Origin of the sequence: Stenotrophomonas maltophilia, assembly GCF_047782825.1 — a bacterium.
Classification (GTDB): Bacteria; Pseudomonadota; Gammaproteobacteria; order Xanthomonadales; family Xanthomonadaceae; genus Stenotrophomonas.
Map to the genome: position 1 here is coordinate 3051536 of NZ_CP180589.1, position 23740 is coordinate 3075275.

Consider the following 23740-nt stretch of genomic DNA (forward strand, 5'->3'; position numbering starts at 1 on the left):
TCAATCAGGAGCGGGCGCCATCGCGTTGCCTGGAACGCGTGCGATTGCCCATAGAAGAAAACTCCAGACCATCAATATCAGCATGCGTGCCGCACGACCCCAATCCCGTTGCCGTCGGGTCGATCCCGCCGGATGAGACTTTCAGCGCACCTGCATGTTTCTCGATAGCCACTGTGCCTAGTTCGGACTGATGAATCAGTTTTCCGCCTTCTGGCTTCATATGCAGCACGAAGGAGCAGACGTGCTGCATCGCCTGGGTACTGTGCAGCTCAACCCTATAGCCCAGTGATTCTTCGACGATCGACAGGCTGTCCCTGAACCCATCGCGGCAACTACGTCCGTTGCCTGGTTCGGTACACAGATCGCTCGCCTGCGAATAGCTGCCTGCCCATGCCCCATCATCTCCGTCGCCTGCCCACGCCATCTGCAGCACGGAGGCTTGGAAGAGCAACGGGAGACACAGCAGCCTTACAACGGGATTGTTCTTCATTCAGCTTGCATCTCCGGATAGGCGTCCCATGTTGCCCACCCTACTCGGCAACGCCGGCCAGCGGCCGGCACTACCGGTGCACTCAGAACGCGTTGATGCCGGTCAGTTCGCGGCCGATCACCAGCTGGTGCACGGTCTCGGTGCCCTCATAGGTGATCACCGATTCCAGGTTCAGCGCATGCCGGATCGCCACGTGTTCGGTGGTGATGCCAGCCCCACCGAGCAGATCGCGACACTCGCGGGCGATATCAATGGCCATGCGGCAGTTGTTCCACTTGGCCAGGCTGACCTGCTGCGGCTGCAGCTGGCCCGCTTCCTTCAGGCGGCCCAGCTGCAGGGCCAGCAGCTGCGCGGTGGTGATCCGGCGGGCCATTTCGGCCAGCTTGATCTGCGCGCTCTGGGTGGCGGCCAGCGGGCGGCCGAACAGCACGCGTTCCTTGGCATAGCCCAGCGCTTCATCCAGACAGGCAATGGCCGAGCCGATCGGGCCCCAGCTGATGCCGAAACGGGCCTGGGTCAGGCAACCCAGCGGGCCCTTCAGCCCCTTCACGTTCGGCAGGCGGTGGCTGTCGGGCACGCGCACGTCATCGAAATACAGCGCACCGGTCAGCGAGGCGCGCAGGCTCATCTTGTGCTTGATTTCCTGCGTGGTGAAACCGGCCATGCCCTTTTCCAGCACGAAGCCCTGGATGCCGTCCTCGGTCTGCGCCCAGACGATGGCCAGGTCGGCCACCGGGCCGCTGGTGATCCACATCTTGCTGCCGGTGATGCGCCAGTCGCTGCCGTCGCGCACGGCGCGGGTCTTCATGCTGGCCGGGTCGGAGCCGCCGTGTGCTTCGGTCAGGCCGAAGCAGCCGATCAGTTCACCGCGGGCCATCGCCGGCAGCCACTGGCGGCGCTGTTCCTCGCTGCCGTAGGCGTAGATGGGGTACATGCACAGCGAGCTCTGCACCGACACGAAGCTGCGCAGGCCCGAATCGCCGCGTTCCAGCTCCTGGCAGATCAGGCCGTAGCTGACCGCGCCCAGCTCGCCGCCACCGTACTCGGCCGGCAGGGTCGCACCGAGCAGGCCCAGCGCTGCGATTTCCGGCACCAGTTCCTCGGGGAAGCGGGCCTGGTCGAAGGCATCGCCGATGATCGGCAGCACCCGCTCGTTGGTGAAGCGGGCCACGCTGTCCTGCACCGCGCGCTCTTCCTCGCTGAGCAGGGAACGGACATCGAACAGATCGTACGGATGCAAAGCCATGGCACTCACGCGCAGTCAGGACCGGGCCATTGTCGGTCATTCGGGGGTGGGACATTACGCTGCGCTGCAGCAATCGTGCGGTGAACGGCGTCTATCTAGCTCGATCACGCGCGGCCCGGTACCCTGACACATTCAAACAACCGTTTCGCTCGTGGCCGCACGCGCGATTCCCAGGCACCGCCGGTGGCCCCGATGCCGGCCCTACCCACGAGTCATGCAATCGATGAGCGCTGAAGCCAACGCCCTGCCCCCGCGTGAAGTTATGGAATTCGACGTGGTGATCGTCGGTGCCGGCCCGGCCGGCCTGGCCACCGCGATCCGCCTGCGCCAGCGCGCGGTGGAAGCCGGCCGCGAGCTGTCGGTGTGCGTGCTGGAAAAAGGCTCCGAGCCGGGCGCGCACGTGCTGTCCGGCGCAGTGATGGACCCGCGCGCGCTGACCGAACTGTTCCCGGACTGGGCCGAGCGCGGCGCACCGCTGAAGCAGAAGGTCACCCGCGACGAGTTCCTGTTCCTCAGCGAAGCCGGCGCGCGCAGCACGCCCAACGCGCTGCTGCCGGAGTGCTTCCACAACGAAGGCAACTACATCATCAGCCTGGGTGAAGTGACCCGCTGGCTGGCGCAGCAGGCCGAGGCGCTGGAAGTGGCGATCTTCCCCGGCTTCGCCGCCGCCGAGGTGCTGTACGGCGACAACGGGGAAGTGATCGGCGTGGCCACCGGCGACATGGGCATCGAAAAGGACGGCACCATCGGTCCGGCCTTCGAACGCGGCATGGCCCTGCATGCGAAGTACACGATCTTCGGTGAAGGCGCGCGCGGCCATCTGGGCCGCCAGCTGATCGCTCGCTACAAGCTTGATGAAGGCAAGGATCCGCAGGCCTACGGCATCGGCATCAAGGAGCTGTGGCAGATCGATCCGGCCAAGCACGAACCGGGCCTGGTGGTGCACGCAGCCGGCTGGCCGCTGGACAACGACACCTACGGCGGCGCGTTCCTGTACCACGCCGATGGCGGCAAGGTGGCGGTGGGTTACGTGGTTGGCCTGGACTACAAAAACCCGTGGCTGAGCCCGTTCGAGGAATTCCAGCGCTTCAAGACCCATCCGTCCATCCGCAAGCATCTGGAAGGCGGTACCCGCATCGGCTACGGCGCGCGTGCGATCACGGCCGGTGGCCTGATGTCGCTGCCGAAGACGGTGTTTCCCGGCGGCGCCCTGGTCGGCTGCGAAGCCGGCTATCTCAACGTCAGCCGCATCAAGGGCAGCCATGCCGCGATCAAGACCGGCATGCTGTGCGCCGATGCAGCCTTCGATGCCCTGGCCGCCGGCCGCCAGCATGATGAACTGGACGCCTACCCCAAGGCCTTCGAAGCCAGCTGGCTGCACGCCGAACTGCAGCAGTCCAAGAACTTCAAGCAGTGGTTCAAGAAGGGCCAGACCGTGGCCACGCTGATGACCGGCATCGAGCAGTGGCTGCTGCCCAAGCTGGGCGTGCGCAACCCGCCGTGGACCCTGCGCCACAGCACCCCTGACCACGCCTGCCTGGAACCGGCGTCGAAGCACTCCCGCATTGCCTATCCCAAACCCGACGGCGTACTGACCTTCGATCGTCTCAGCTCGGTGTTCCTGAGCAGTACCAACCACGACGAGAACCAGCCCAGCCACCTGACGCTGAAGGACGCCAGCATTCCGGTGAAAGTGAACCTGGCCGAGTATGCGGGCCCGGAAGCGCGCTACTGCCCGGCCGGCGTGTACGAATTCGTCGGCGAAGGCGACAGCGCGCGGCTGCAGATCAACGCGCAGAACTGCGTGCACTGCAAGACCTGCGACATCAAGGACCCCACCCAGAACATCGTCTGGGTGACCCCGCAGGGCGGCGGCGGCCCGAACTACTCGGGCATGTGATCGTGCCGGGCTGCGACCGCATGTCGCAGCCCGTTGCCGCAGGCCCGCCGCTATCCTGCCCGCCCATGCGCGCCCTTCGCCTGCCCCTGCTGCTGACCCTCGCCCTGGTGGCCAGCGCCTGCCAGCGCGCGCCGACAGCACCGGCCACGCCCGAACAGGCGCGGCAACAGGCCCAGCAGCAGGCCTTCGAGATCTGCGCGGGCTGCCACACGGTCAAGGCCGGTGGCATCCATCGCTTCGGTCCCAACCTGCACGGGGTGATCGGCCGCCGCGCCGGCAGCCTGCCCGATTACGCCTATTCGGACGGCATGCGCCGTGCCGGCTTCGTGTGGAGCGCGCAGACCCTGGACACCTTCCTGCAATCGCCCACCCATGTGGTGCCAGGCACCCGCATGTACAACGCCTTCCCCAGCGCGGAACGGCGCGCGCAGGTCATCGCCTACCTGCAGGAGCAGGCCAGCCACTGACCGGCGGCTCAGTACGCCAGTCGTTGCAGCTGCTGCTGCAGGTGGTCCACGAATGCAGCGGTATCGGCCAGGGCTGACTCTGCGGCCGTGCCTTCGTTCTGCTGCAGGCGTTCGACCAGCGCGTTGGCGCGGTCGGCCAGGCCGCGTGCACCCACCGCACCCAGCGCACCGGCCTGGCGATGCAGGTGCTGCGCCAGCAGCGCGCGGTCACCGTCGCGCAGGCCCTGCTGCAGGATCCGCAGATCGTCCTGGCTGGCCGCCAGCAGGCTGTCGCGTAGCTGCGTGGCCACATCGCGCGAACCGAAGCGCTGCTGCAGGGCCGCCAGGTTGGGCAGGCCCTCCTGTTCGGCCACAGGTGGCGCTGCTGATTCGGCAGGGCGCGCCTCGGCAGGCGATGCATCGGCCGCTTCCAGCACGCTGTGCCCCCCCTGCGGCAGCCAGCGCAGCAGGGCCTGGCGCAGCGTGGCCAGCGACAACGGCTTGGGCAGCACATCGTCCATGCCGGCCTCGCGGCAGCGCCGGGTGTCGTCGTCCAGCACGCTGGCGGTCAGGGCCAGCACCGGCAGGCGCGGCTGCCCGGTGCGGCCCTCGCGCTCGCGCAGCAGGCGCGCAAAGGCGAAGCCATCCATCACCGGCATGCGGCAATCGGTGATGACCAGGTCGAACGGTTCCTGCGCCACCCGGTCCAATGCCTGCTGGCCATCTTCCACCAGCACGTGTGGCACACCCAGCTGCTGCAGGCGCCAGGCCATCATCGCCTGGTTGGTCGGGTGATCCTCCACCACCAGCACCCGTGCCTGGCGCAGCGGCGGCGGCAGCAGCAATACCTGCTCCTGTTCGGCCAACAGGGCAGCCACGTCCTCGCTGCCGGCTTCCACCAGCGACAGCAGCACCTCTACGCGGGTGCCCTCGCCCAAGGTACTTTCCAGGATCAGCTTGCCCCCCATCTTGTGCACCAGCCGCCGGCAGATGCTCAGGCCCAGCCCGGTGCCGCCATGGTCACGCTGGATGTAGGCGCCGGCCTGGGTAAAGGGTTCGAACAGCGTCGGGATCTGTTCCGGGGCGATGCCGATGCCGGTATCGCTCACGCTCAGCCGCAGCGGCTGGCTGCCCTCGGCGGTGGTCTCGCCCATCACCTCCAGCTGCAGGCGCACGCTGCCTTCATGGGTGAACTTGATGGCATTGCTGAGCAGGTTGAACACAATCTGGCGCAGGCGCACGCCATCCACTTCATGGGCCGATGCCAGCCGCGGATCGATGTCCACCTGCAGGTCCAGCCCCCGCGCGCTGGCCTGCGGCGCCAGCAGCCTGCATACGCTTTCCAGCAACGGCCGCACCGGCAACGGCACCGGTTCCAGGCGCAGCGCACCGGCTTCCATGCGCGAGTAATCCAGGATGTCATCGATGATCTGCCGCAGCATCTGCGCCGAATCCTCGACCACCGCGATGATGCGCTTCTGCTCGGCATCCAGCGGCGAATGGGCCAGCACTTCCAGCATGCCCAGCACGCCGCTCATCGGCGTGCGGATTTCATGGCTCATGGTGGCCAGGAAGCGCGATTTTGCATCGGCTGCCTGTTCGGCCTCGAGCTTGGCGGTGGCCAGGGCATCGGCCTGGGCGCGCGCTTCGCTCACGTCCACCCAGTAGCCGCTCCAGGTCACCGCGCCGGCTTCGGTGGAATAGGGATGGGCCTGGCTGCGCACCCAACGGGTGACACCTTCAGTGCTCACGCGGAATTCGAAGGCCAGCGGCGCGAAGTTGCGCGCGGCCACCTCCACCGCGCGCAGCACCACCGCGCGGTCGTCTTCTTCGATGCGCGACAGCAGCAGGCCGGCATCGGCCATGGCCTGGTCGCGGCTGACACCGAACAGTGACTGCACATCGCCGGCAATGAACGGGAAACTGAGCGTGCCGTCGGCCTCGCGGCGGGCCTGGTAGACCGTGGCCGGCAGGTTGTCGGTCACCTCGGCCAGGCGCTGTTCCACCCTGCGCCGGTCGGACACCTCGCGACGCAGGCGCCAGTGGCTGAGCGCGTGCACCACCGCGGCGGTCAGCAGTACCAGCAGCAGCGGCAAGGTCCAGCGCAGGACCCGGCCCCAGTCCATGCCCGGGCTGTACTCCACCGCCAGCCAGTCATTGCGCATCGCCTCGCGTTCACGGGGGGACATCTGCAGCATCAGGCGGTCGAACGTGGTGGCCAGCGCCGCGTGGCGGCGGTTCACGGCCAGTGCCAGCTGGTCACTGAAACCGGCCGGTGCAGCAATCTGCAGGCGGCCCGGGTAACGTTCGCGCAGCAGGTGGTCGACCAGTGCCAGGTTGCCGATGTAGGCATCGGCCTCGCCGGCCTGCAGTCGCTGCAGCGCCTGTTCGGCGCTGCGCGCGGCGATGATCCTGGCCTGCGGCGCCTCCTGCAGCACATAACCCCGCACCCGTTCCGGGTCGGACAGCAGCACGCGCTTGCCCTGCAGATCGGCAATGCCCAGCACCGCCGGGCTGTCGGTGCTGGACACGATCACGTTGGGTACGGAAATGAAGGGCTGGCTGAACACCCAGTCCGGCCCCAGGTACTGCGAATCGACAGGTATGCCCATCACCGCCTGCATTTCACCGCGGCGCGCCTTTTCCCGCAGGTCGAACCAGTCGTGGCTCTGTTCCACCTGCAGATGTGCGCCGGCCTGCATCAGGCGGCGCAGGTACTCGCTGGCCAGGCCGCTGGGCTGGCCCTGGGCATCGGCGAAGGACAGCGGCGCGGCATTGGGTGCGAAGCCGATCTTCAGCGTCTGCTGCAGCACGCGCTTCTCGGCCTGGCTCAGGGCCAGCTGGGCCGATGCCGACCACTTCGGCACGGGCAACCAGCGTTGCTCCAGCGCATCGCGCTGGGCCTGGCTGGTGGCGGCCAGCGCCAGGTCCAGCGCTTCGGCCAGCGGCTGCTTGCCGTTGGGTACGCCGAAGTGCAGCCGCTCCGGTGCCAGGTCGCTGGGCCGCAGCAGGGAAACATTGGGCAGCTTGTCGCGGGCGATCAGTTCGGTTGCAACATAGGCATTGCCGATGAAGATGTCAGCCTTGTCGTCATTGACCATGCGAAGGGCGGTGGACGTGTTGTCCGCGACAAGCTGGCGGGCCCGTGGGAAACGCGCGCGGACCTGCGAACCGGTGATGAAATCCTGCTCGATCACCACCCGCAGACCTTCCAGATCCGGGGCCTCGGATGCACGCAGATCGTCCGGCCGCCCTACCATGGCCAGCGGCGATTCGCCGTAGGCATCGGTATAGACCATGCAACGGGTGCGCTCCGCATTCAGTGCGACGTTCATCACCACATCGATCTCGCCACGGCAGGCCGCATCCAGCACGGCGGTCCAGTCCGGGTAGCGTCGGGTCTCGACTTTCAGGCCCAGTTGACGGGCGAGAAGCGACAGGTAATCTGGGCCCAGGCCCACCAGCTGGCCCTGCCGCATCGACTCGAAGGGAGGCCAGCCGCTGTCATACTGCCCCACAACGATGACCGGATTCGCGGCCAGGTACGCGCGCTGCTGTGCACTGAGCGGCAACGCCCCTGGCGCTGCCCAGGCCAGTACGGGCAGGCACAGGGCCGCCATCAGCAGGCTCCACCGGCAAACCGCCTCGCTACGCATCTGCGTCGATCTCCTAGAATCCTGCCAGGGACCGCGATGGTCGCGGCCCGGCTTGCCCGAGTGGCCATACTAGAACATGACCTTGCGCATCATCATCGCAGACGACCACCCCGTGGTCCGCATCGGTACCCGCGCCGTGATCGAGTCGAGCGGGGTCGGCCGGGTGGTCGGCGAAGCCGACAGCGCCCAGGCACTGATGACGCTGCTGGCCGGCCACCCCTGCGACCTGCTGGTGACCGACTACTCCATGCCGGGCAGCCCGCAGGCCGATGGCTTCGCCATGATCGGGATGATCCGCCGCCGCTACCCCGACCTGCCGGTACTGATGCTCAGCGTGTCCAACAATCTGGCCATCCTGCGCATGGTGCTCGACAGCGGCGTGCTGGGCCTGGTCGACAAGAGCTCGTCCATGGATGAACTGCCGCAGGCCATCCAGTCGGTGTACCGCGGCCAGCCCTACATCAGCCGCAGCCTGCGCGACCGGGTGGAAGAGGCCGGTGGCTGGCGCATGCGCGAGGGCGATGGCAAGCCGCTGTCCCCGCGCGAGGTGGAAGTGCTGCGCCTGCTCGGCACCGGGATGACGGTCAAGGAAATCTCCCTGCAGCTGCACAAAAGCGTCAGCACCATCAGCCGGCAGAAGGGCGATGCCATGCTGAAGCTGGGGCTGAAGGGCGACGCCGAACTGTTCGACTACCTGCGCGACGGCAAAATCTGAACCCTGTCCATCCGGCGGTTGAACTTTCAGGCAGGCTTCATGCCGCCTGACGCTAGATGAATACGCACGCCGCACCCTGCCCCGCGCAATGTTCCGACAATGTTGGAACGCCAGCGTGGTAGCCACGGCAGCCGGGGCGCCCCGCGCCCTCCCTGCCCACCGTGGCATGCCCCTGACAGGAGAACCGAACATGATCAGTACGTCCGCAATCAGCTTCCGTGGCCTGGCAATGGCCCTGGCCCTGCTGGCCGGCGTGGCCGTGGTCAGCGATGCCAGCGCCATGTCGAGGAAGGACAAGCGCACCGTGGTCGGCGCGGTGGTGGGCGGCGTGGCCGGCCACCTGATCTCCAACGGCGACCCGGCCGCGACCGTAGGCGGCGCCGTGGCCGGCGGTGCGATCGGCAACCTGACCACGTCCGACCGCCATGACCGCCGCTACGATGGCCGTTACGACCGCCGCTACGACCGTGGTTACGACCGTCGCTACGATCGTGGCTACAACCGGGGTTACAACCGCGGCTACCACGACCGTGGCCATGACCGCCGCTACTACCACGATCGTGGTCGCCACCGCGGCTGGTAAGCGCTTGCCGCCCCCGATGGCACCGGCAACAGGCGGGTCCTTGACCCGCCTGTTTTCGTCTGCGTCGGGTGTGTTGCGTCCGTGGCGACCATGGCGTTGAATGCGCAGCCTTGGTGATTCCTTCATGGGCAGCGGCTGCGGCATGACTTCTTCCCCCCATCGCGTGCAGGGCCTCAACAACGACGAGGTCGCTGCCGACTGGCCGGCGATCAGCGCCGACGAAGTCGCGTGGCTGCGCACCCGGTACCCGGCCCTGTCCGCGGACAGCAGCGTGCACTGGCACAGCCCGCGCCCGTTGTCGGCCGCGGCGATCGTGCAGGGCGCGGCCGGCCCGGTCTTCATCAAGCGCCACCACCACAGCGTGCGCAGTGCCGCCGGCCTGGAAGAGGAACACCGCTTCATCGCGCATCTGGCCACCCATGGCGTGCCGGTGGTGCAGGTGCTGGCTGCGTACGACGGTGCCACCGCCGTGGCGCACGGGCCGTGGACCTATGAACTGCATGCGGTCGGCGCCGGCGCCGACCTTTACCGCGACGCGGTGTCGTGGTCGCTGCTGACCGACCCCGCGCAGGCGCGCCAGGCCGGGCGCACGCTGGCCCGGCTGCACCGCGCGGCCGCCGGTTACGTGGCGCCCCAGCGTAGCACCCACATCCTGGTGGCGCGCGATGACCTGATCCGCGCCGACGATCCCATCGCCGCGCTGCAGGCCGATCTACCGAACCGGCCCGGGCTGGCCCGTTACCTGGCGCGCATTCCCTGGCAGGCGCAGCTGCGCGCCCAGGTGCTGCCCTGGCATGCCGGCCTGGCCGCGCGCCTGCGTGACGAACCGCGGCTGTGGGCGCACAACGACTGGCACGTATCGAACCTGCTCTGGCAGGCCGACGGCACGGTGGCCACGGTGCTGGATTTCGGCCTGGCCTCGCCCACCAGTGCCCTGTTCGACCTGGCCACCGCCATCGAACGCAACGCGGTGGCCTGGCTGGAGCTGGAGCGCGGGGCCGGCGCCGTGCGCATCGACATCGCCCTGGCCCTGCTGCAGGGGTACCGCGAGGTGCTGCCGCTGTCGGCTGCACGCGTGCAGCTGCTGGCCGACCTGCTGCCGATGGTGCATTTCGACTTCGCACTGTCCGAAGTGGAGTACTTCGAGGGGATCACCGGCTCCACCGCCAATGCTGATGTGGCCTGGCAGCCCTTCATGCTGGGGCATCCGGCCTGGTTCCACAGCGAAGCCGGGCAGGGCCTGCTGCAGGCGCTGCGCGCGGCAGCGTAAGGCCGGGCGGGGTCAGAGCCCTTTCCGCAGGAAAGGGCTCTGACCCGTGATTCGCCCCCTGGCTCGCAAATCCGTACCGTTTGTAGTGAAATGGTCACCTGAAGCGGGGGTGCCTGGATCTGCCAGGCTGAGAGAGTCCCTTGGAACCTGATCCGGTTTGCACCGGCGTAGGGAGCTTTGAGCAGCAGTCGCACCCCCAGTCCGGGCAGGTGCGTCCGCGCGCCGTCGCTTCGTCTCCCTTGTTGTCTGAAGACGAATCGAATGAATCGCTGCCTGCGCCCCACCCTGCTCGCCCTTGCCCTCTGCGCCGCCCTGCCACTGCATGCCAGCGAAGCGGAGGCATCCCCCGATGTGGCCGCTGATGGCGCCGAGCGCTCGCCCACCGAACTGGCCGCCGTGCGCGTGCAGGCCGGCAGGCCGGCCACCGATACCTCGCGCGCCAATGCCTTCGGCAGCGGCAGCTGGAAGGAGACGCCGGCCTCGGTGAACGTGCTCGGCCGTGATTATCTGGATCGCCGCCAGGTGCGTTCACTGTCCGAGCTGGCCAGCAACGATGCCTCGCTGGGCGATGCCTACGCGCCGGTGGGCTACTACCAGAACATCGCCATCCGCGGCTTCGCGCTGGATGCCGCCACCGGCTACCGCTTCAATGGCCTGGCCATTGCCGGCGAACAGCGCCTGGCGCTGGAGAACGTGCAGGAGGTGCAGATACTCAAGGGTGAAGCCGGCCTGGCGGCGGGCGTGATCGCGCCAGGCGGCATCATCAACTACGTGGGCAAGCGCCCGGCCGAAGTGCGCAACGTCACCCTGGGCACCGATTCGGAGGGCTCGCGCTATGTGGCTGCCGATGTCGGCCACTGGATCACCCCGCGGTTTGGCGTGCGCCTCAATGCTGCCTGGGATGCCAGCGATTCCTACGTCGAACACGCAGAAGGCCGCCGCAACTTCTATTCGCTGGCCGCCGACTGGCTGATCGGCGAACGCGGCAAGCTGGAAGTGGATGCCAACTACCAGACCAGTTCGCAGCGCTCGGTGTCCGGCTACCAGCTGCTGGGCGCCCGCGAACTGCCGCGCGGCGTCGACCGCAAGCACCTGCTGGGCTACCAGCCGTGGCAGCGCCCGGTGGATATCGCCAGCACCAACATCACCGCCCTGCACACCTACGATTTCAACGAACGGTGGCAGTCGCGCGTATCGGTGGGCTACAGCCGTTCGGTCATCGATGACAACGCGGCCTTCGCCTATGGCTGCTACTACACCGCGCAATGCGCCGATGGCAGCACGCCGGGCAACTATTTCGCGCCCAATGGCGACTACGACATCTACGACTACCGCAGCCCGGACGACACCCGCCGCAACCAGCAGGCGCGCGCCGAACTGCGGGGCCGCTTCGACACCGGCAGCATCGGCCACGAGCTGACCGTGGGCGCCGACTACTTCCGCCGCACCGTGGACCGTCGCCCCAGCGTGAACGAGTACGTGGGCAGCGCCAACATCCACGATGCACAGGTGCCGCTGTACGAACCCTCGCCGCTGCAGGCGGGGCCGTCCGCACGGCGCCTGGACAGCCGCCAGACCGCGGTGTTCGCGCTGGACCGCATCCGCTTCAACGATGACTGGCAGTGGCTGGCCGGTGGCCGCTTCGTGCACCTGGATGAGCGCGCCTACGACAAGCGCGGCGCCCCGCAGCGGCAGAGCCGCCTGTCGCGCTTCCTGCCGCAGACCGCGCTGGTGTGGAAGGCCAACGACCAGCTGAACGTCTACGGCAGCTACGTGCGCGGCATTTCGCTGGGCCAGGAGGCGCCGTTCTGGACCGCCAATGCCGATGAATTCCTGCCGGCGGTGCAGTCGCGCCAGCTGGAAGTGGGCGTGAAGTACGCACCGGTGCAGGCGCTGACCGTGGGCGCGGCGCTGTTCCGCATCTCCCAGCCCTACCAGTACGCCCAGCCTGACGACAGCGAGGCCGGCTACACCTTCGTGCAGCAGGGCACGCAGACCCATACCGGCCTGGAGCTGACCGCCAACGGCCAGCTGACCGACGCGCTGCAGATCGTCGCCAGCGCCAGCGTGCTGCAGGCGCGCGCACGCGATGCCGGCACGCCCGCCTATGAAGGCCACCAACTGGTGAACGTGCCCAAGGTACGCGCCAGCGTGCACCTGGCGTACGCGCTGCCGTTCGTGCAGGGCCTGGAGGTGACCGGCGGCTGGCGTTATGCCTCGTCCAACGTGGCCCGCGCCGATGGCAGCGTGCGCGCACCGGACTACTCGGTGTTCGATGCCGGCCTGCGTTTCCAGCACCGTTTGCACGAACGTGCGGTGACTTGGAACCTGTCTGTGGACAACGTGTTCAACCGCTTCTACTGGCGCGATACCGGCAGCAGCGGCGGTGACTACTACCTGTTCCCCGGCGCGCCGCGGCAGGCACGCCTGTCGGTGACGTTCGCGCTGTGAGCGGCGTCCTGCTCGAGTGGACCGCTGCACTGTGCAGCGTGCTCGGCGTCTGGCTGATGGCCCGGCGCCGGCTGGCGGCGTGGCCGGTGGGCCTGCTGTCGGTCACGCTGTACGGACTGGTGTTCGCCGAGGCCAAGCTGTATTCGGACACGCTGCTGCAGGTCGCCTTCGGTGGTTTCCTGGTCTACGGCTGGATCAACTGGCGCCAGCACGCGGCCGACGAAGGCAGCATCCGCATCGTGCCGCTGGCGCGCGGCAAGCTGCTGAGCGACCTGGCCATCGGCCTGTGTGGCGGCGTGGCGCTCGGCACGGCCATGCACAGCTTCACCGATGCGGCGCTGCCGTGGCTGGATGCGATGCTGACCGCGCTGAGCCTGGTCGGCCAGTGGTGGCAGGCACGCCGCCACGTGGCGTGCTGGTGGGTGTGGATCGCAGTGGACGTGGTCTACGTGGGCGCGTACCTGTTCAAGTCGCTGCACGTTACGGCGGCACTGTACGTGTTCTTCCTGGGCCTGGCGGTGTTCGGCCTGCGTGCGTGGAGCGCTGCCGCGCGCGAGCAGCGGTAGCGTCGAGCTCGCTCGAGTGCCTTGCGCGCTTCATCCACGCATGGCGTGGATCTACTGGACACGGTCATCCACGCGTGGCGTGGATCTACTGGACACGGTGCATCCACGCATGGCGTGGATCTATTTCGCACTGTGCATCCACGCGTGGCGTGGATCTACTGGGTGAGGGCCAGGCCCAGCCGCAGCGGTTGGCGCATGTCGGCCGGGGGGGCTTCGGTCAGCGGCGCGGCCTGCAGGGTGGCGCGCAGGTCCGCATCGACCCCGGCATCGCCCAGGCTGTCGAACTCCAGCTTCGAGATGCGGCCGTCCGCCGCGATCCACACGCTGACCACCAGCGGCGCAGGCGCGGGCGTCGCCGGCTGCGCCTGCATCCATGCCAGCACGCGCTGCACATGGGGATCCTCGGGCTGCTGCAGGCGCTGCTGCAACTGCCCACCCACCGACGCCGCATAGGCCATCCAGTGTGCCGGCGCTTCCTGTGCCGCCACTGGGCCGCTGCCCAGCGCCAGCAGCCCCAGCAGTGATGCCAGCGGCCGCCACCAGCGGCGCATTCCCGGTCGTTTGCCTGAAGAAGCCATGCCTGCCTCGCCATTCCATCCAGCCCAGCATGGTCGGCGCGGCAGATGACAGACAGATGGCGGCGCCGGTGCGTTACTCGGCCAGGTCGGCCAGCACCTTGCGCGACGGGGCGAAGAAGGTCACGCCGGTGGTGGCGGTGGAGAAATCCAGGATGCGGTCGTGCAGCGGCGCGGGGTTGCCGATGAACATGCGCTCGAGCATCTGCTCGATCACCCACAGGCGGCGCGTATAGCCGATGAAGTAGGTGCCGTACTCGCCGCGGCCCGGGTTGGCGAAGGGCATGTTGTCGCGCAGGATCTCATGCTCGCCGTCGGCATCCTCGATGGTGCACAGCGTCTTGTGCGATTTCTGTGCATCGGCCGGCGCATCGTCCAGCTCGATGTTGTCGTGCTTGGTGCGGCCGATGATCGCTTCCTGCGCCTCGGTCTTCTGTGCACGCCAGGCCTCCAGGTTGTGCAGGTACTTCTGCACCACCACGTAGCTGCCACCGGCGTGATCGGGGTCTTCGTCGCCGACGATGGTGGCTTCCGGCAGCGACAGCCCTTCCGGGTTGGCCGTGCCGTCGACGAAGTCCAGCAGGTCGCGGCCATCGAAGTAACGGAAACCGGCCACGTCATCCACCGTTTCCACCGCATCGCCGAAGGCCATCAGCAGATTGCGCTCGAAGGCCACGATCAGATCCATGGTGCGCGCACGCACGTGGTACAGCAGGTCGCCCGGGGTCGACACCGCGGTATGGGTGGCGCCCTTGATCTCGCGGAACGGCTTCAGCTCGCGCGGCGGCGTGCCGCCCACCACCGCTTCCCACACGCGGTGGCCGATGGCCACGTTGCAGGTGAAGGTGCGCTCGATATCGCGGATGGCAGTGTTCTTGATCAGGTCATCGGTGCTGCCCAGCACCTCGCGCACCTTGGCGATGGCGTCCCCATCGTCCTTCACCTTCAGCACCAGGAACGCGGCCGAGTGGGTCAGCGGCGCAGTGATCTGCTGCGGCTCGTTGTCGAGCGTGTGGTTGAGGGCGGTAATCGGTGCGGGCTGGGAATTCACGGTACATCCTGCTGGCGTGGGGCGGGCGCATCGCGCGCGGCGAAGTGCGGGCGATTCTAGCGGAACCACCCCTGCTGGTGGTGGAGCTGCAGTAGAGCCACGCCATGCGTGGATGATCTGCTCAGCCATGCATGGCATGGCTCTATTTGAAGCGTTGGCATGGATCTACGGCCGGGCAGCGAGGCCAGTCCAGGCAAAAAAAAGAAGCCCGGCGCGAGGCCGGGCTTCGGGTGGCGTGCGGGAGAGAGAGAGCACACGCCGGTAACGCTTTTCTACTGCAGTACTGCTTGTTACCAGGTGAAGCGCGGGCCCACGAACCACTCGCGGTCGCCGGCCTTAGCCAGCTTCACTTCGCCGCTCAGGCCCCAGTTCGGGGTGAACTTGGCGGTGGCGCCGACGCGGCCGTAGAACTCGCCGTCCGGGTTGATGCCGTGCTTCTTGCTGTAATCCTCGTAACCGGCCAGCGCATAGCCTTCCAGGTACGGGTTGAACGCGGTGCGCACGCCCACTTCGGTGGAATAGCCGTTGAAGTCCAGGCCATGCTTCAGGTCGAACTTCTGGTACGCAACACGAGCCACCAGATCGGTGTTCGGTGCGATGCCGTAGTTGTAGCCAGCACCGATGCGCCACTGGGCGACATCGTTCTTGAAGGTGTCGGTTTCCTGCTTGCTGTAATCACCGAAGACCGAGAAGTTCGGGTGCACGGCAACCGAGCCCTTCACGCCCCAGCCATCGGCGTCGCCGCCCTTGGCATCGGTGTTCACGTAACCGCCTTCAACGTAGTTGTACGACAGGCCATCGGCAGCCGATGCAGCGAACGGCAGGGCAGCCAGCAGACCCAGGGCGAGCAGCGAATTCTTGATCATCGGGACACACCTTTAATTATTTTGGTTTCGTCGGCCGCCCCCCGGGAGGGGGAGAGAGAAGGGGTGGTCGACAGGTGTGAATTATCCGTTTGTTGATGAAATCGCCCCTGAATATTGAACTGACCAGTACATGAATGAAGTTGCTGTTCAGGGAACTCCGTTGGATGGGCCGTGCTGTGCGGGCGCGCAACGTAGGCGAGGGCGCCGGAGAAGATCTGCAACTTTTCCCATAGCGGTTCGGTCATGCGCTCTCTACCATTCGCGGCCACCTTCTACCTGTGATTGCGCGTGAAACCCTTCCTGCTGCAAAGCCTCGTCTGCGTCGCGTGCCTTCTCCCTGTCATGGCTGTTTCGCGGGACTTCGTCGCCGAGCCAGCGGCCGCGCCAGACGTTGCTTCCACCACCACTTACACGAAGGACGGGTTGAAGATGCAGGTGCCCGGCAACTGGAACGTCGTGGAGGACCATCCCAGTGATGGAGCCAATGAGCGGCGTGTTTTCATCGAAGCCAACAAGACCCGCTTCGAAGTGTTGACCCTGGAGGTCACTGTCCATCTCGTCCCTGCGAGCCACGTCCTGACATTGCCGGAATGGGCCGCGCACTTGTACTCAGAGGAAGTGGGCGACAGCGAAAACTATGGACCACCCAGCTACACGGCCTATCAGCTGTCGCCAGAGGTGAAAGCCCATTCCACCCAGTTCCGGCACAACGTTTTTGAGGACGATGCGCCCTATTCCCGGCGCCTGCACGTGCTGGCCGCCAAACGGTGCGGCGCGCAGTGGAACTGCTATGCGTCCACCTGGACGTTGGATGCGAACCGCGCGGCCGCGGAAACTGGCATTCGGAAAATCATGGAAACGGTGACCTTCGCGGACTGAACGCTGCGTGCTGCGAGCAGATCGCGCCGATCCTGCAGACGGCGACCGCCGCCTGCAGGCACATGCCCATGCTTCAACCCGATCCGGGCATGACTCGCCCCTTACCCACGCTCACTCAGCGCGCGTCAAAGCGCTCCGCGCTGGCCGGGCTTGCCCGTGCCGCGAGCACCAGTGCCGCACCGGTCACGCAGGCCATCGCCACCCACGCGACACTGAGGTCACCCACGGTGTCGCGGATCGAACCGGCCACGAAGGGCAGCACGCCGCCTACCAGATAGCCCACGCCCTGCACGAAGGACACCAGGATGCCTGCCTTGGCCGGCTGGCTGCAGTGGTCCATCACCAGTATCAGGGTCATCGGGAACAGGCCACCGATCGACAGGCCCAGCAGGCACATCATCAGCCACGGCGCATACATCGGGGCCACGCCGATCAGCACATAGGTCAGCGCGGTGGCGGCCAGGAACAGCGCCAGCATCCCGCGGCGGTCGCCGAAGCGCGGGGCCAGCCAGGACACGAGGAAGCCACCGGCCACCTCGGACAGGCTCAGCGCCGCCAGCATGAAGCCGGCCTCGTTCGCGCGTACGCCCGCCTCCATCATGTACGGCGCGATCCACGCCAGGCACAGCGTGTAGCAGCTGCTGGACACGCAGAACAGCGCAACCAGCAACCAGGTGCGTCCATGCTGCCAGGGCCGGAAAGCGGCGGGCCTGCCGGCGGTGGCAGACGCGCTGGCGGCCGGTGCGTCGGCATGCCCGCTGTTGGGCAGCCACAGCGCGATGCCGGCCATGGCCAGCACCGCCCAGAAGGCCATCGTGCCCTGCCAGTCCAGCCAGTGCAGCAGCGCCGATGCGCTGGCCGCCGCAAGTGCGGCGCCGCCCATGATCATGCTCACGTACAGGCCCATCAACAGGTCGACGCGGTGCGGGAAGCGGGTCTTGATGTAGCCGGGAATGAGCGACTGCACGATGCCGATGCCCAAGCCTGCGGCCACGCTGGAGCCCATCAGCCACAGCGGTTCATGCGAGGCCAGCTTGGCCAGCGCCGAGGCCGCAGTGAGCGCCAGGCCGATGGCCACGCCCCGCCGGTAGCCCAGGCGATAGACCAGGCCGCCGGCCATCGCGATCAGGCCCATGGCCATCATCGGCAGGCTGGTAAGCCAGCCGATCTGCTCGAAGCTCATGCCATTGCTGGCGCGGATGGAATCGGTCAGCAGGCTGACCACGGCCAGCACCGGGCGCAGGTTCAGGCCGACCAGCAGGAGGGCCAGCACCGGGATCAGCCCGGGACGCGAAGTTGCAGGTGATTTCATGTCTTACGGCCGCAGGGATGCGGCCGGCCTTCCTTCTTGGATCAGTACACTTGGATCAATACGGAGCCCATGCGGCAGGCGGCGCCTGGCCGGGCAGTGTCTCGGTGCGAAGGGCTGTGCAGCAGCGCATTCGACCGGAAAGGCAGCGTACGCCGGCGCACGATCGGCACCCGGCAGCAGGCCATCAACGTAATGATACCAAATGTGCCCGCCGGGCCTGAACGGACCAGGCCGCCGGCGGGCTCCATCCACCTGGCGTCAGGCCGTCAGTTCATCACGGATGATCCGGGCACCGGCACTGAGCGCGCGCAGCTTGCCACGGGCCACCTCGCGCGGCAGCGGCGCCATGCCGCAGTTGGTGCTCGGGTACAGCTTGTCGGCATCCACGAACTGCAGGGCATTGCGCAGTGTGTTGGCCACCTCCTCCGGCGTCTCGACCGTGTTGGAGGCCACGTCGATGGCACCCACCATCACCTTCTTGCCGCGCACCAGTTCGATCAGGTCGATGGGCACGTGCGAGTTGTGGCATTCCAGCGAAATGATGTCGAGGCTGGAGGCCTGCAGCTTCGGGAAGGATTCCTCGTACTGGCGCCATTCCGACCCCAGCGTCTGCTTCCAGTCGGTGTTGGCCTTGATACCGTATCCGTAGCAGATGTGCACCGCCGTTTCGCACTTCAGGCCTTCCACCGCACGCTCCAGCGCCGCCACGCCCCAGTCGTTCACTTCATCGAAGAACACATTGAAGGCCGGTTCGTCGAACTGGATGATGTCCACGCCGGCCGCTTCCAGTTCCTTCGCCTCCTCGTTGAGGATCTTCGCGAATTCCCAGGCCAGCTTTTCGCGGCTCTTGTAGTGCGCGTCATACAGCGTGTCGATCATGGTCATCGGGCCCGGCAGCGCCCACTTGATCGGCTGCGCGGTCTGCCCGCGCAGGAACTTCGCGTCTTCCACGAACACCGGCTTCGGGCGGCTGACCGCGCCCACCACGGTGGGCACGCTGGCGTCGTAGCGGTTGCGGATGCGGACGGTCTCGCGCTTCTCGAAATCGACCCCGCTCAAGTGCTCGATGAAGGTGGTGACGAAATGCTGCCGCGTCTGTTCGCCATCGCTGACGATGTCGATGCCGGCGTGCTGCTGTTCCTGCAGGGACAGGCGCAACGCATCCTGCTTGCCTTCGGCCAGTTCCTCGTCCTGCAGTTTCCAGGGCGACCAGAGCTTTTCAGGCTGTGCCAGCCACGAAGGCTTGGGCAGGCTACCGGCGGTGGACGTGGGCAGTAGTAGTTTCTTCATCGTGATCGGGGTCTTGTGTCCTGGGGAGGGAAAGCGATGGATCAGCGGGCGGCCCACTGCTCAAGCACGCTGCGGTAGGGCTTGATGAAGTGTTCTTCGGTGAACCGGCCCTGCTTGACCGCCAGCTGGCTGCGCTCTTCGCGGTCGTAGACGATGCGGGTGGACGAATAGTCCTGGTGCTTCAGGCTGGGCTGGTAGACCTTGCCGGCCACGGAATTGGCGTTGTAGATCTCCGGGCGGTAGATCTTCTGGAACGCTTCCATGGTGCTGATGGTGCCGATCAGTTCCAGATTCGAATAGTCGCCCAGCAGGTCGCCCTGGAAGTAGAACGCCAGCGGCGCGACGCTGCCCGGCGGCATGAAGTAGCGCGCCTGCAGGCCCATCTTGTCGAAGTACTGGTCGGTGGGCGAGAACTCGCCCTGGCGGTATTCCACGCCCAGGATGGGGTGGTGGTTCTCGGTGCGGTGGTAGGTCTTGCTGCTGGACACGCTGATGCAGATCACCGGCGCCTTGTTGAAGTTGGCGTGGTAGGCATCCGATTCCAGGAAGTGCTTGAACAGCTTGCCGTGCAGATCACCAAAGCCTTCGGGAATGCCGAAGGTGGCCTTGCCCTCGTTGCTGGCCGGCAGCACGACACTGAAATCGTAGTCGCGCACATAGGAGGAGAAATTGTTGCCGACGATGCCGTCGGTGCGCGCACCGGTGTGCGTATCGACAATGGTGGGCCGCAGCACCTCGATCAGCGGGAACGGATCGCGGCCGTCGCGGCCATCGATGTGCATCTCCACCGAGATGATGTCCAGTTCCACCGCATAGCGATCGGCGCTGGGGTTGTCCCAGTGCGCCAGGTCGTTGAAGCGGTTGTTGATCATGCTGATCGTATTGCGCAGGTTTTCCCTGCGCGATTCACCACGGGCCAGGTTGGCGAAGTTGGTGGTGATGCGCGTGCCGTCAGCGGGCTGGTAATCCTCGTTGAACGGGATGCGCGTGATCTGGAAGGTGAAATTGTCGGCGGTCATGGGCGGTGTTCCGGTTGCTTAAAGAGCGTCGGCGGTTTCGGCCGCGAGCGGCGCGGTGCGCTGGGACAGTGCCAGCAGCGGCAGTGCCCGCTGCACGGCCAGGTGCGCCCGCTGCAGCAGGGCCTCGTCGTGCACGCGGCCGTCGGCGAAATCCTTGTCGGTGGCGTACACGCCCAGCGGCAGGGTGCGGGCCTGGAAGAAGCTGAAAAGCGGCCGCAGCTGGTGGTCGATCATCAGCGCATGGCGCTCGCTGCCGCCGGTGGCGGCCAGCAGGATGGGCGTGTCGACCAGGGCGTCCTGGTGGATGAAGTCGAAGAAGTGCTTGAACAGGCCGGTATAGGAGCCGCGGTAGACCGGGGTGGCAACGACCAGCACATCGGCCTGCTCGACGGCGGCCAGGGCCTGTTCGGCGGCGGCCGGCAGCTGCGAACGCCACAGCGCACCGGCCAGCTGCGGGGCCAGCTGGCCCAGTTCGACCAGATGCGGCTGGCAGGGCACGTGTTCGCCAACCAGCTCCAGCAGGTGCTCGCACAGGGTGGCGGCCCGTGAGGGGCGCTGCAGGCCGCCGGAGACGGCGACGATACGGAGGGGGCGGTGGGGAGAAAGCATGACCCGATCCTAGTCAGGGCCTTCCATGACGTAAAATGGTTTTACTTCACACATCCATGAGCGGGATTCATCGACATGCTGGAACGCATCCACCTGAGCATCGTCCAGCATGTCGAGCAGCAGGGCTCGCTGACCGCCGCCGCCGGCGTGCTGAACCTGACCCAGTCGGCCCTGAGCCACAGCATGAAGAAGCTGGAACAGCAGCTGGGCACGGATGTCTGGCTGCGCGAGGGCCGCAGCCTGCGCCTGACCCAGGCCGGCCAGTACCTGCTGGCCGTGGCCAACCGCGTGCTGCCGCAGCTGGACCTGGCCGAGGAACGGTTGGGCCAGTTCGCCCAGGGCGAGCGCGGGTCGCTGCGCATCGGCATGGAATGCCACCCGTGCTACCAGTGGCTGCTGAAGATCGTCTCGCCCTACCTGGCCGCCTGGCCCGACGTGGATGTGGACGTGAAGCAGAAATTCCAGTTCGGCGGCATCGGTGCCCTGTTCGGCTATGAGATCGACCTGCTGGTCACGCCCGATCCGCTGCTGAAGCCGGGCCTGAAGTTCGTGCCGGTGTTCGACTACGAACAGGTGCTGGTGGTGGCCAGCAACCACCCGCTGGCCAAGGTGGATCATGTGAAGCCACGCCAGCTGACCCAGGAAGTGCTGATCAGCTACCCGGTGCCGTTCGAGCGGCTGGACATCTACAACCAGTTCCTGCTGCCGGCCGGGGTCACCCCGCGCCGCCACAAGGCCATCGAAACCACCGACATCATGATGCAGATGGTGGCCAGCGGCCGCGGCGTGGCGGCCATGCCGCGCTGGCTGGTGGAAGAGTACGCCGCGCGGATGGACGTGGTGCCGGTGCGCCTTGGTGCCAAGGGCATTCCCAAGCAGATCTACCTGGGTGCGCGCGAAGCCGATACCGGCATCGATTACCTTCAGGCCTTCGTCGAACTGGCGCGTGCCAGCTCGATCGCCAGCAGCGTGCGCGGGGCGGGCTGATGTCCGCAGGCAACGCTGGGGTGGCGCGTGATTTCATCACCACCTGCTCGCTGGAAGTCAGCGCCAAGGCCATGCCCGCGCTGCGCGCGGAAGCGGCACGCATCGCGCGCGGTACCACCATTTCCATTCCCTACCTGCCCAGCGAGGATGACGACGCGCGGCTGGCTGCAGCACGCACGGTGCGCGAGCTGGGCTTCGAGCCGATGCCGCATGTTTCCGCGCGGCGCATCGGCTCGCAGGCGGCATTGCAGCGCTTCATCGATCGTGCGGTCACGGAAGCCGGCGTGGCGCAGTGCCTGCTGATCGCAGGGGATCCGCCCACGCCTGCCGGGCCGTTCGCCGACAGTGCGGCCATCCTCGACACCGGCATGCTGGAGCGCGCCGGCATCAAGGTAGTCGCGGTGGGCGGGCATCCGGAAGGCCATCCTGCGATGAACGCTGCCGAGCGCTGGCAGGTGCTGGAGCGCAAGTGCCGCAGCATTGAAGCACGCGGCATGGCGCCGGTGATCATCACCCAGTTCGCCTTCGACGCCGACATCGTGCTGGCCTGGCTGGACACGCTGCGCGGCAATGGCATCACCCACCCGGTACTGGTGGGCGTTCCCGGGCCGGCCAGCATCGCGCGCCTGGTGCGCTACGCGGCCATGTGCGGCGTGGGCGCCAGCGCGTCGATGCTGGCCCGCTACGGCATTTCGATCGGCCGGCTGCTGGGCACGGCCGGGCCGGATGTATTCGTGGATCGGCTGGTGGAAGGACTGACCGAGTCGCATGGCCCGGTCAGCCCGCACCTGTTTCCGTTCGGCGGCATCGCGCCGTCCATGGCCTGGGTGGAGCAATATCGCGCGCGCACAGGCGCTTGATTCGCAGCCCGCCCTGCGCAAGGAAAACGCGCACGGCTACGATACGTGCCTTGATCGAAGCACAGGGAAGGTACTTGCATGCAGATGAAGCCACCGCGCGAGCCGCTCGGCGTTGTCCGTGATTGGGCCAACGAGCTTTCGCAGAAGCTGGGGCGGCCGGTAGAGACCCTGGTCGACAATGGGTTGTCCGCCTATGACTTTTCGGTCGACACGCGGGTCGAACTGCGAAGGCCCACGGGCTTCACGATCTCCATTCCCCTTTCGTTCTGCGTCATCGACGCCAACAGGGGCGTGGCCGTCTTCAGCGAGCACGACGGCTACATGGAATTCAGTCTGGAAGAAGACGACGTGGCCAGCGAAATTGTCGAACACAGCTATCGGCACGGCGCTTGATTGGCGGCAGGCCCAGCCATCCATTGGCGAACAGAAGACGCTCGTCTGGCAAGCACAACAGGAAGGATCTTACGGCTGCGTGATGGCTGTTCAGCTGCTTTCAGGCTTCGCGCAATGCGAATAAATGAAGCTGAATTCGCCCTGATTGCAGCTTTTTCACGTTCTCTCCACGTAGGCGAATTCCAGCTGAAAGCCGTGACGTAGCTTCGACCAAAACGCCGCTATATTCCGGACTCCCCAGACGAAGGAGGGAGTGCAATGACCCTTTCCATGCAGCACCTGAAGATGGCACGTCCGCTTGGCGTGGCAATCCTGGCCCTCAGCCTTGGCGCCTGCGCCAGCTACAAAGAAGACTTCGCGAAGGTCAACTCGCGCCTCGACGCGCTTGACGTGAAGGTACAGGGCGCGGCGCAGAGCGCCGAGTCCGCCAACCAGTCCGCACAGCAGGCCAACCAGCGCCTGGACCAGATCGAAGGTCGCGTGCAGAGGCTCGAAACCGCTCCCCGCCGCACGCCGCGCGGCTAACGCTGCACGGGGAGCCAGTGGCCTTACCGCCACTGGCTCCCTCGTTACCGC

General features: G+C 66.6%; 23 protein-coding genes and 1 riboswitch. Of the genes, 12 read left to right on the forward strand and 11 right to left on the reverse strand.

What is annotated here, in order from left to right; translation table 11 throughout:
- Positions 1-4 precede the first annotated feature (4 nt).
- Both ACM2ZB_RS14275 and ACM2ZB_RS14280 read right to left on the reverse strand, forming a co-directional pair.
- Complete coding sequence (locus tag ACM2ZB_RS14275) at positions 5-490, reverse strand: hypothetical protein (RefSeq protein WP_416055929.1); 486 nt, start codon at positions 488-490, stop codon at positions 5-7.
- An 82-nt stretch (positions 491-572) separates the two neighbouring features.
- On the reverse strand, positions 573-1736 hold the full coding sequence (locus ACM2ZB_RS14280) for an acyl-CoA dehydrogenase family protein (RefSeq protein WP_416055930.1): 1164 nt from the start codon (positions 1734-1736) through the stop codon (positions 573-575).
- A 223-nt stretch (positions 1737-1959) separates the two neighbouring features.
- Here ACM2ZB_RS14280 and ACM2ZB_RS14285 point away from each other — a divergent pair, with 223 nt between their 5' ends.
- Entirely contained in the window at positions 1960-3636 is a 1677-nt protein-coding gene (locus ACM2ZB_RS14285) for an electron transfer flavoprotein-ubiquinone oxidoreductase (protein WP_416055931.1), read from the forward strand.
- Positions 3637-3701: 65 nt separating this feature from the next.
- Positions 3702-4103 carry a c-type cytochrome gene (locus tag ACM2ZB_RS14290; protein WP_416055932.1) on the forward strand — a complete coding sequence of 134 codons (402 nt, stop codon included), beginning with the start codon at positions 3702-3704 and terminating at the stop codon, positions 4101-4103.
- An 8-nt stretch (positions 4104-4111) separates the two neighbouring features.
- Here the strand turns inward: ACM2ZB_RS14290 and ACM2ZB_RS14295 are convergent, their stop codons facing one another.
- The gene (locus ACM2ZB_RS14295; RefSeq protein ID WP_416055933.1) at positions 4112-7738 is read right to left on the reverse strand and encodes an ATP-binding protein; all 3627 of its coding nucleotides are present in this window, start codon (positions 7736-7738) and stop codon (positions 4112-4114) included.
- A gap of 76 nt (positions 7739-7814) precedes the next feature.
- Between ACM2ZB_RS14295 and ACM2ZB_RS14300 the strand changes: the two genes are divergently transcribed.
- From ACM2ZB_RS14300 to pnuC, 5 genes are all read left to right on the forward strand, one after another.
- Positions 7815-8453, forward strand: a complete 639-nt coding sequence (locus ACM2ZB_RS14300) for a response regulator (protein ID WP_416055934.1) — start codon at positions 7815-7817, stop codon at positions 8451-8453.
- Positions 8454-8643: 190 nt separating this feature from the next.
- A complete protein-coding gene (locus ACM2ZB_RS14305; protein WP_416055935.1) occupies positions 8644-9036 on the forward strand; it encodes a glycine zipper 2TM domain-containing protein in 393 nt (130 codons plus the stop codon).
- A 142-nt stretch (positions 9037-9178) separates the two neighbouring features.
- Positions 9179-10306: a phosphotransferase enzyme family protein gene (locus ACM2ZB_RS14310; protein ID WP_416055936.1), complete on the forward strand. Its 1128-nt coding sequence runs from the start codon at positions 9179-9181 to the stop codon at positions 10304-10306.
- Between the two features lie 95 nt (positions 10307-10401).
- Positions 10402-10497, forward strand: a riboswitch (TPP riboswitch).
- 70 nt (positions 10498-10567) lie between these two features.
- Positions 10568-12757 carry a TonB-dependent receptor gene (locus ACM2ZB_RS14315; RefSeq protein ID WP_416055937.1) on the forward strand — a complete coding sequence of 730 codons (2190 nt, stop codon included), beginning with the start codon at positions 10568-10570 and terminating at the stop codon, positions 12755-12757.
- An 8-nt stretch (positions 12758-12765) separates the two neighbouring features.
- Positions 12766-13323 (forward strand): nicotinamide riboside transporter PnuC, encoded by a 558-nt coding sequence (gene pnuC, locus ACM2ZB_RS14320; protein WP_416058556.1) that lies wholly within the window; start codon positions 12766-12768, stop codon positions 13321-13323.
- A gap of 155 nt (positions 13324-13478) precedes the next feature.
- Here the strand turns inward: pnuC and ACM2ZB_RS14325 are convergent, their stop codons facing one another.
- The 4 genes from ACM2ZB_RS14325 to ACM2ZB_RS14340 form a co-directional block, all read right to left on the reverse strand.
- Positions 13479-13901 (reverse strand): hypothetical protein, encoded by a 423-nt coding sequence (locus tag ACM2ZB_RS14325; RefSeq protein WP_416055938.1) that lies wholly within the window; start codon positions 13899-13901, stop codon positions 13479-13481.
- Between the two features lie 73 nt (positions 13902-13974).
- A complete protein-coding gene (locus ACM2ZB_RS14330; RefSeq protein ID WP_416055939.1) occupies positions 13975-14949 on the reverse strand; it encodes a Dyp-type peroxidase in 975 nt (324 codons plus the stop codon).
- Between the two features lie 290 nt (positions 14950-15239).
- Positions 15240-15812 (reverse strand): Ax21 family protein, encoded by a 573-nt coding sequence (locus ACM2ZB_RS14335; RefSeq protein WP_313438393.1) that lies wholly within the window; start codon positions 15810-15812, stop codon positions 15240-15242.
- A complete protein-coding gene (locus ACM2ZB_RS14340; protein WP_416055940.1) occupies positions 15812-16060 on the reverse strand; it encodes a hypothetical protein in 249 nt (82 codons plus the stop codon). Before ACM2ZB_RS14340 ends, ACM2ZB_RS14335 begins: the two co-directional genes overlap by 1 nt.
- 43 nt (positions 16061-16103) lie before the next feature.
- On the opposite strand from ACM2ZB_RS14340, the gene ACM2ZB_RS14345 reads away from it, so the two are divergent.
- A complete protein-coding gene (locus ACM2ZB_RS14345) occupies positions 16104-16694 on the forward strand; it encodes a hypothetical protein (protein ID WP_416055941.1) in 591 nt (196 codons plus the stop codon).
- A 115-nt stretch (positions 16695-16809) separates the two neighbouring features.
- Here the strand turns inward: ACM2ZB_RS14345 and ACM2ZB_RS14350 are convergent, their stop codons facing one another.
- The 4 genes from ACM2ZB_RS14350 to msuE form a co-directional block, all read right to left on the reverse strand.
- Entirely contained in the window at positions 16810-18006 is a 1197-nt protein-coding gene (locus ACM2ZB_RS14350) for an MFS transporter (RefSeq protein WP_416055942.1), read from the reverse strand.
- Between the two features lie 258 nt (positions 18007-18264).
- Positions 18265-19296, reverse strand: coding sequence for a methionine synthase (locus ACM2ZB_RS14355; RefSeq protein ID WP_416055943.1), 1032 nt, complete (start codon positions 19294-19296; stop codon positions 18265-18267).
- Positions 19297-19337: 41 nt separating this feature from the next.
- Positions 19338-20315, reverse strand: coding sequence for a DUF1852 domain-containing protein (locus ACM2ZB_RS14360; protein ID WP_416055944.1), 978 nt, complete (start codon positions 20313-20315; stop codon positions 19338-19340).
- 18 nt (positions 20316-20333) lie between these two features.
- The gene (gene msuE, locus ACM2ZB_RS14365) at positions 20334-20924 is read right to left on the reverse strand and encodes an FMN reductase (protein ID WP_416055945.1); all 591 of its coding nucleotides are present in this window, start codon (positions 20922-20924) and stop codon (positions 20334-20336) included.
- 75 nt (positions 20925-20999) lie between these two features.
- Here msuE and ACM2ZB_RS14370 point away from each other — a divergent pair, with 75 nt between their 5' ends.
- The 4 genes from ACM2ZB_RS14370 to ACM2ZB_RS14385 all read left to right on the forward strand — a co-directional run bounded on the left by ACM2ZB_RS14370 (position 21000) and on the right by ACM2ZB_RS14385 (position 23689).
- A complete protein-coding gene (locus ACM2ZB_RS14370; RefSeq protein ID WP_416055946.1) occupies positions 21000-21911 on the forward strand; it encodes a LysR family transcriptional regulator in 912 nt (303 codons plus the stop codon).
- A complete protein-coding gene (locus ACM2ZB_RS14375) occupies positions 21911-22771 on the forward strand; it encodes a methylenetetrahydrofolate reductase (protein ID WP_416055947.1) in 861 nt (286 codons plus the stop codon). The genes ACM2ZB_RS14370 and ACM2ZB_RS14375 overlap by 1 nt, the downstream gene beginning before the upstream one ends.
- 78 nt (positions 22772-22849) lie before the next feature.
- Complete coding sequence (locus tag ACM2ZB_RS14380; RefSeq protein ID WP_416055948.1) at positions 22850-23164, forward strand: hypothetical protein; 315 nt, start codon at positions 22850-22852, stop codon at positions 23162-23164.
- A 258-nt stretch (positions 23165-23422) separates the two neighbouring features.
- Positions 23423-23689 (forward strand): hypothetical protein, encoded by a 267-nt coding sequence (locus ACM2ZB_RS14385; protein ID WP_313438263.1) that lies wholly within the window; start codon positions 23423-23425, stop codon positions 23687-23689.
- Positions 23690-23740 lie beyond the last annotated feature (51 nt).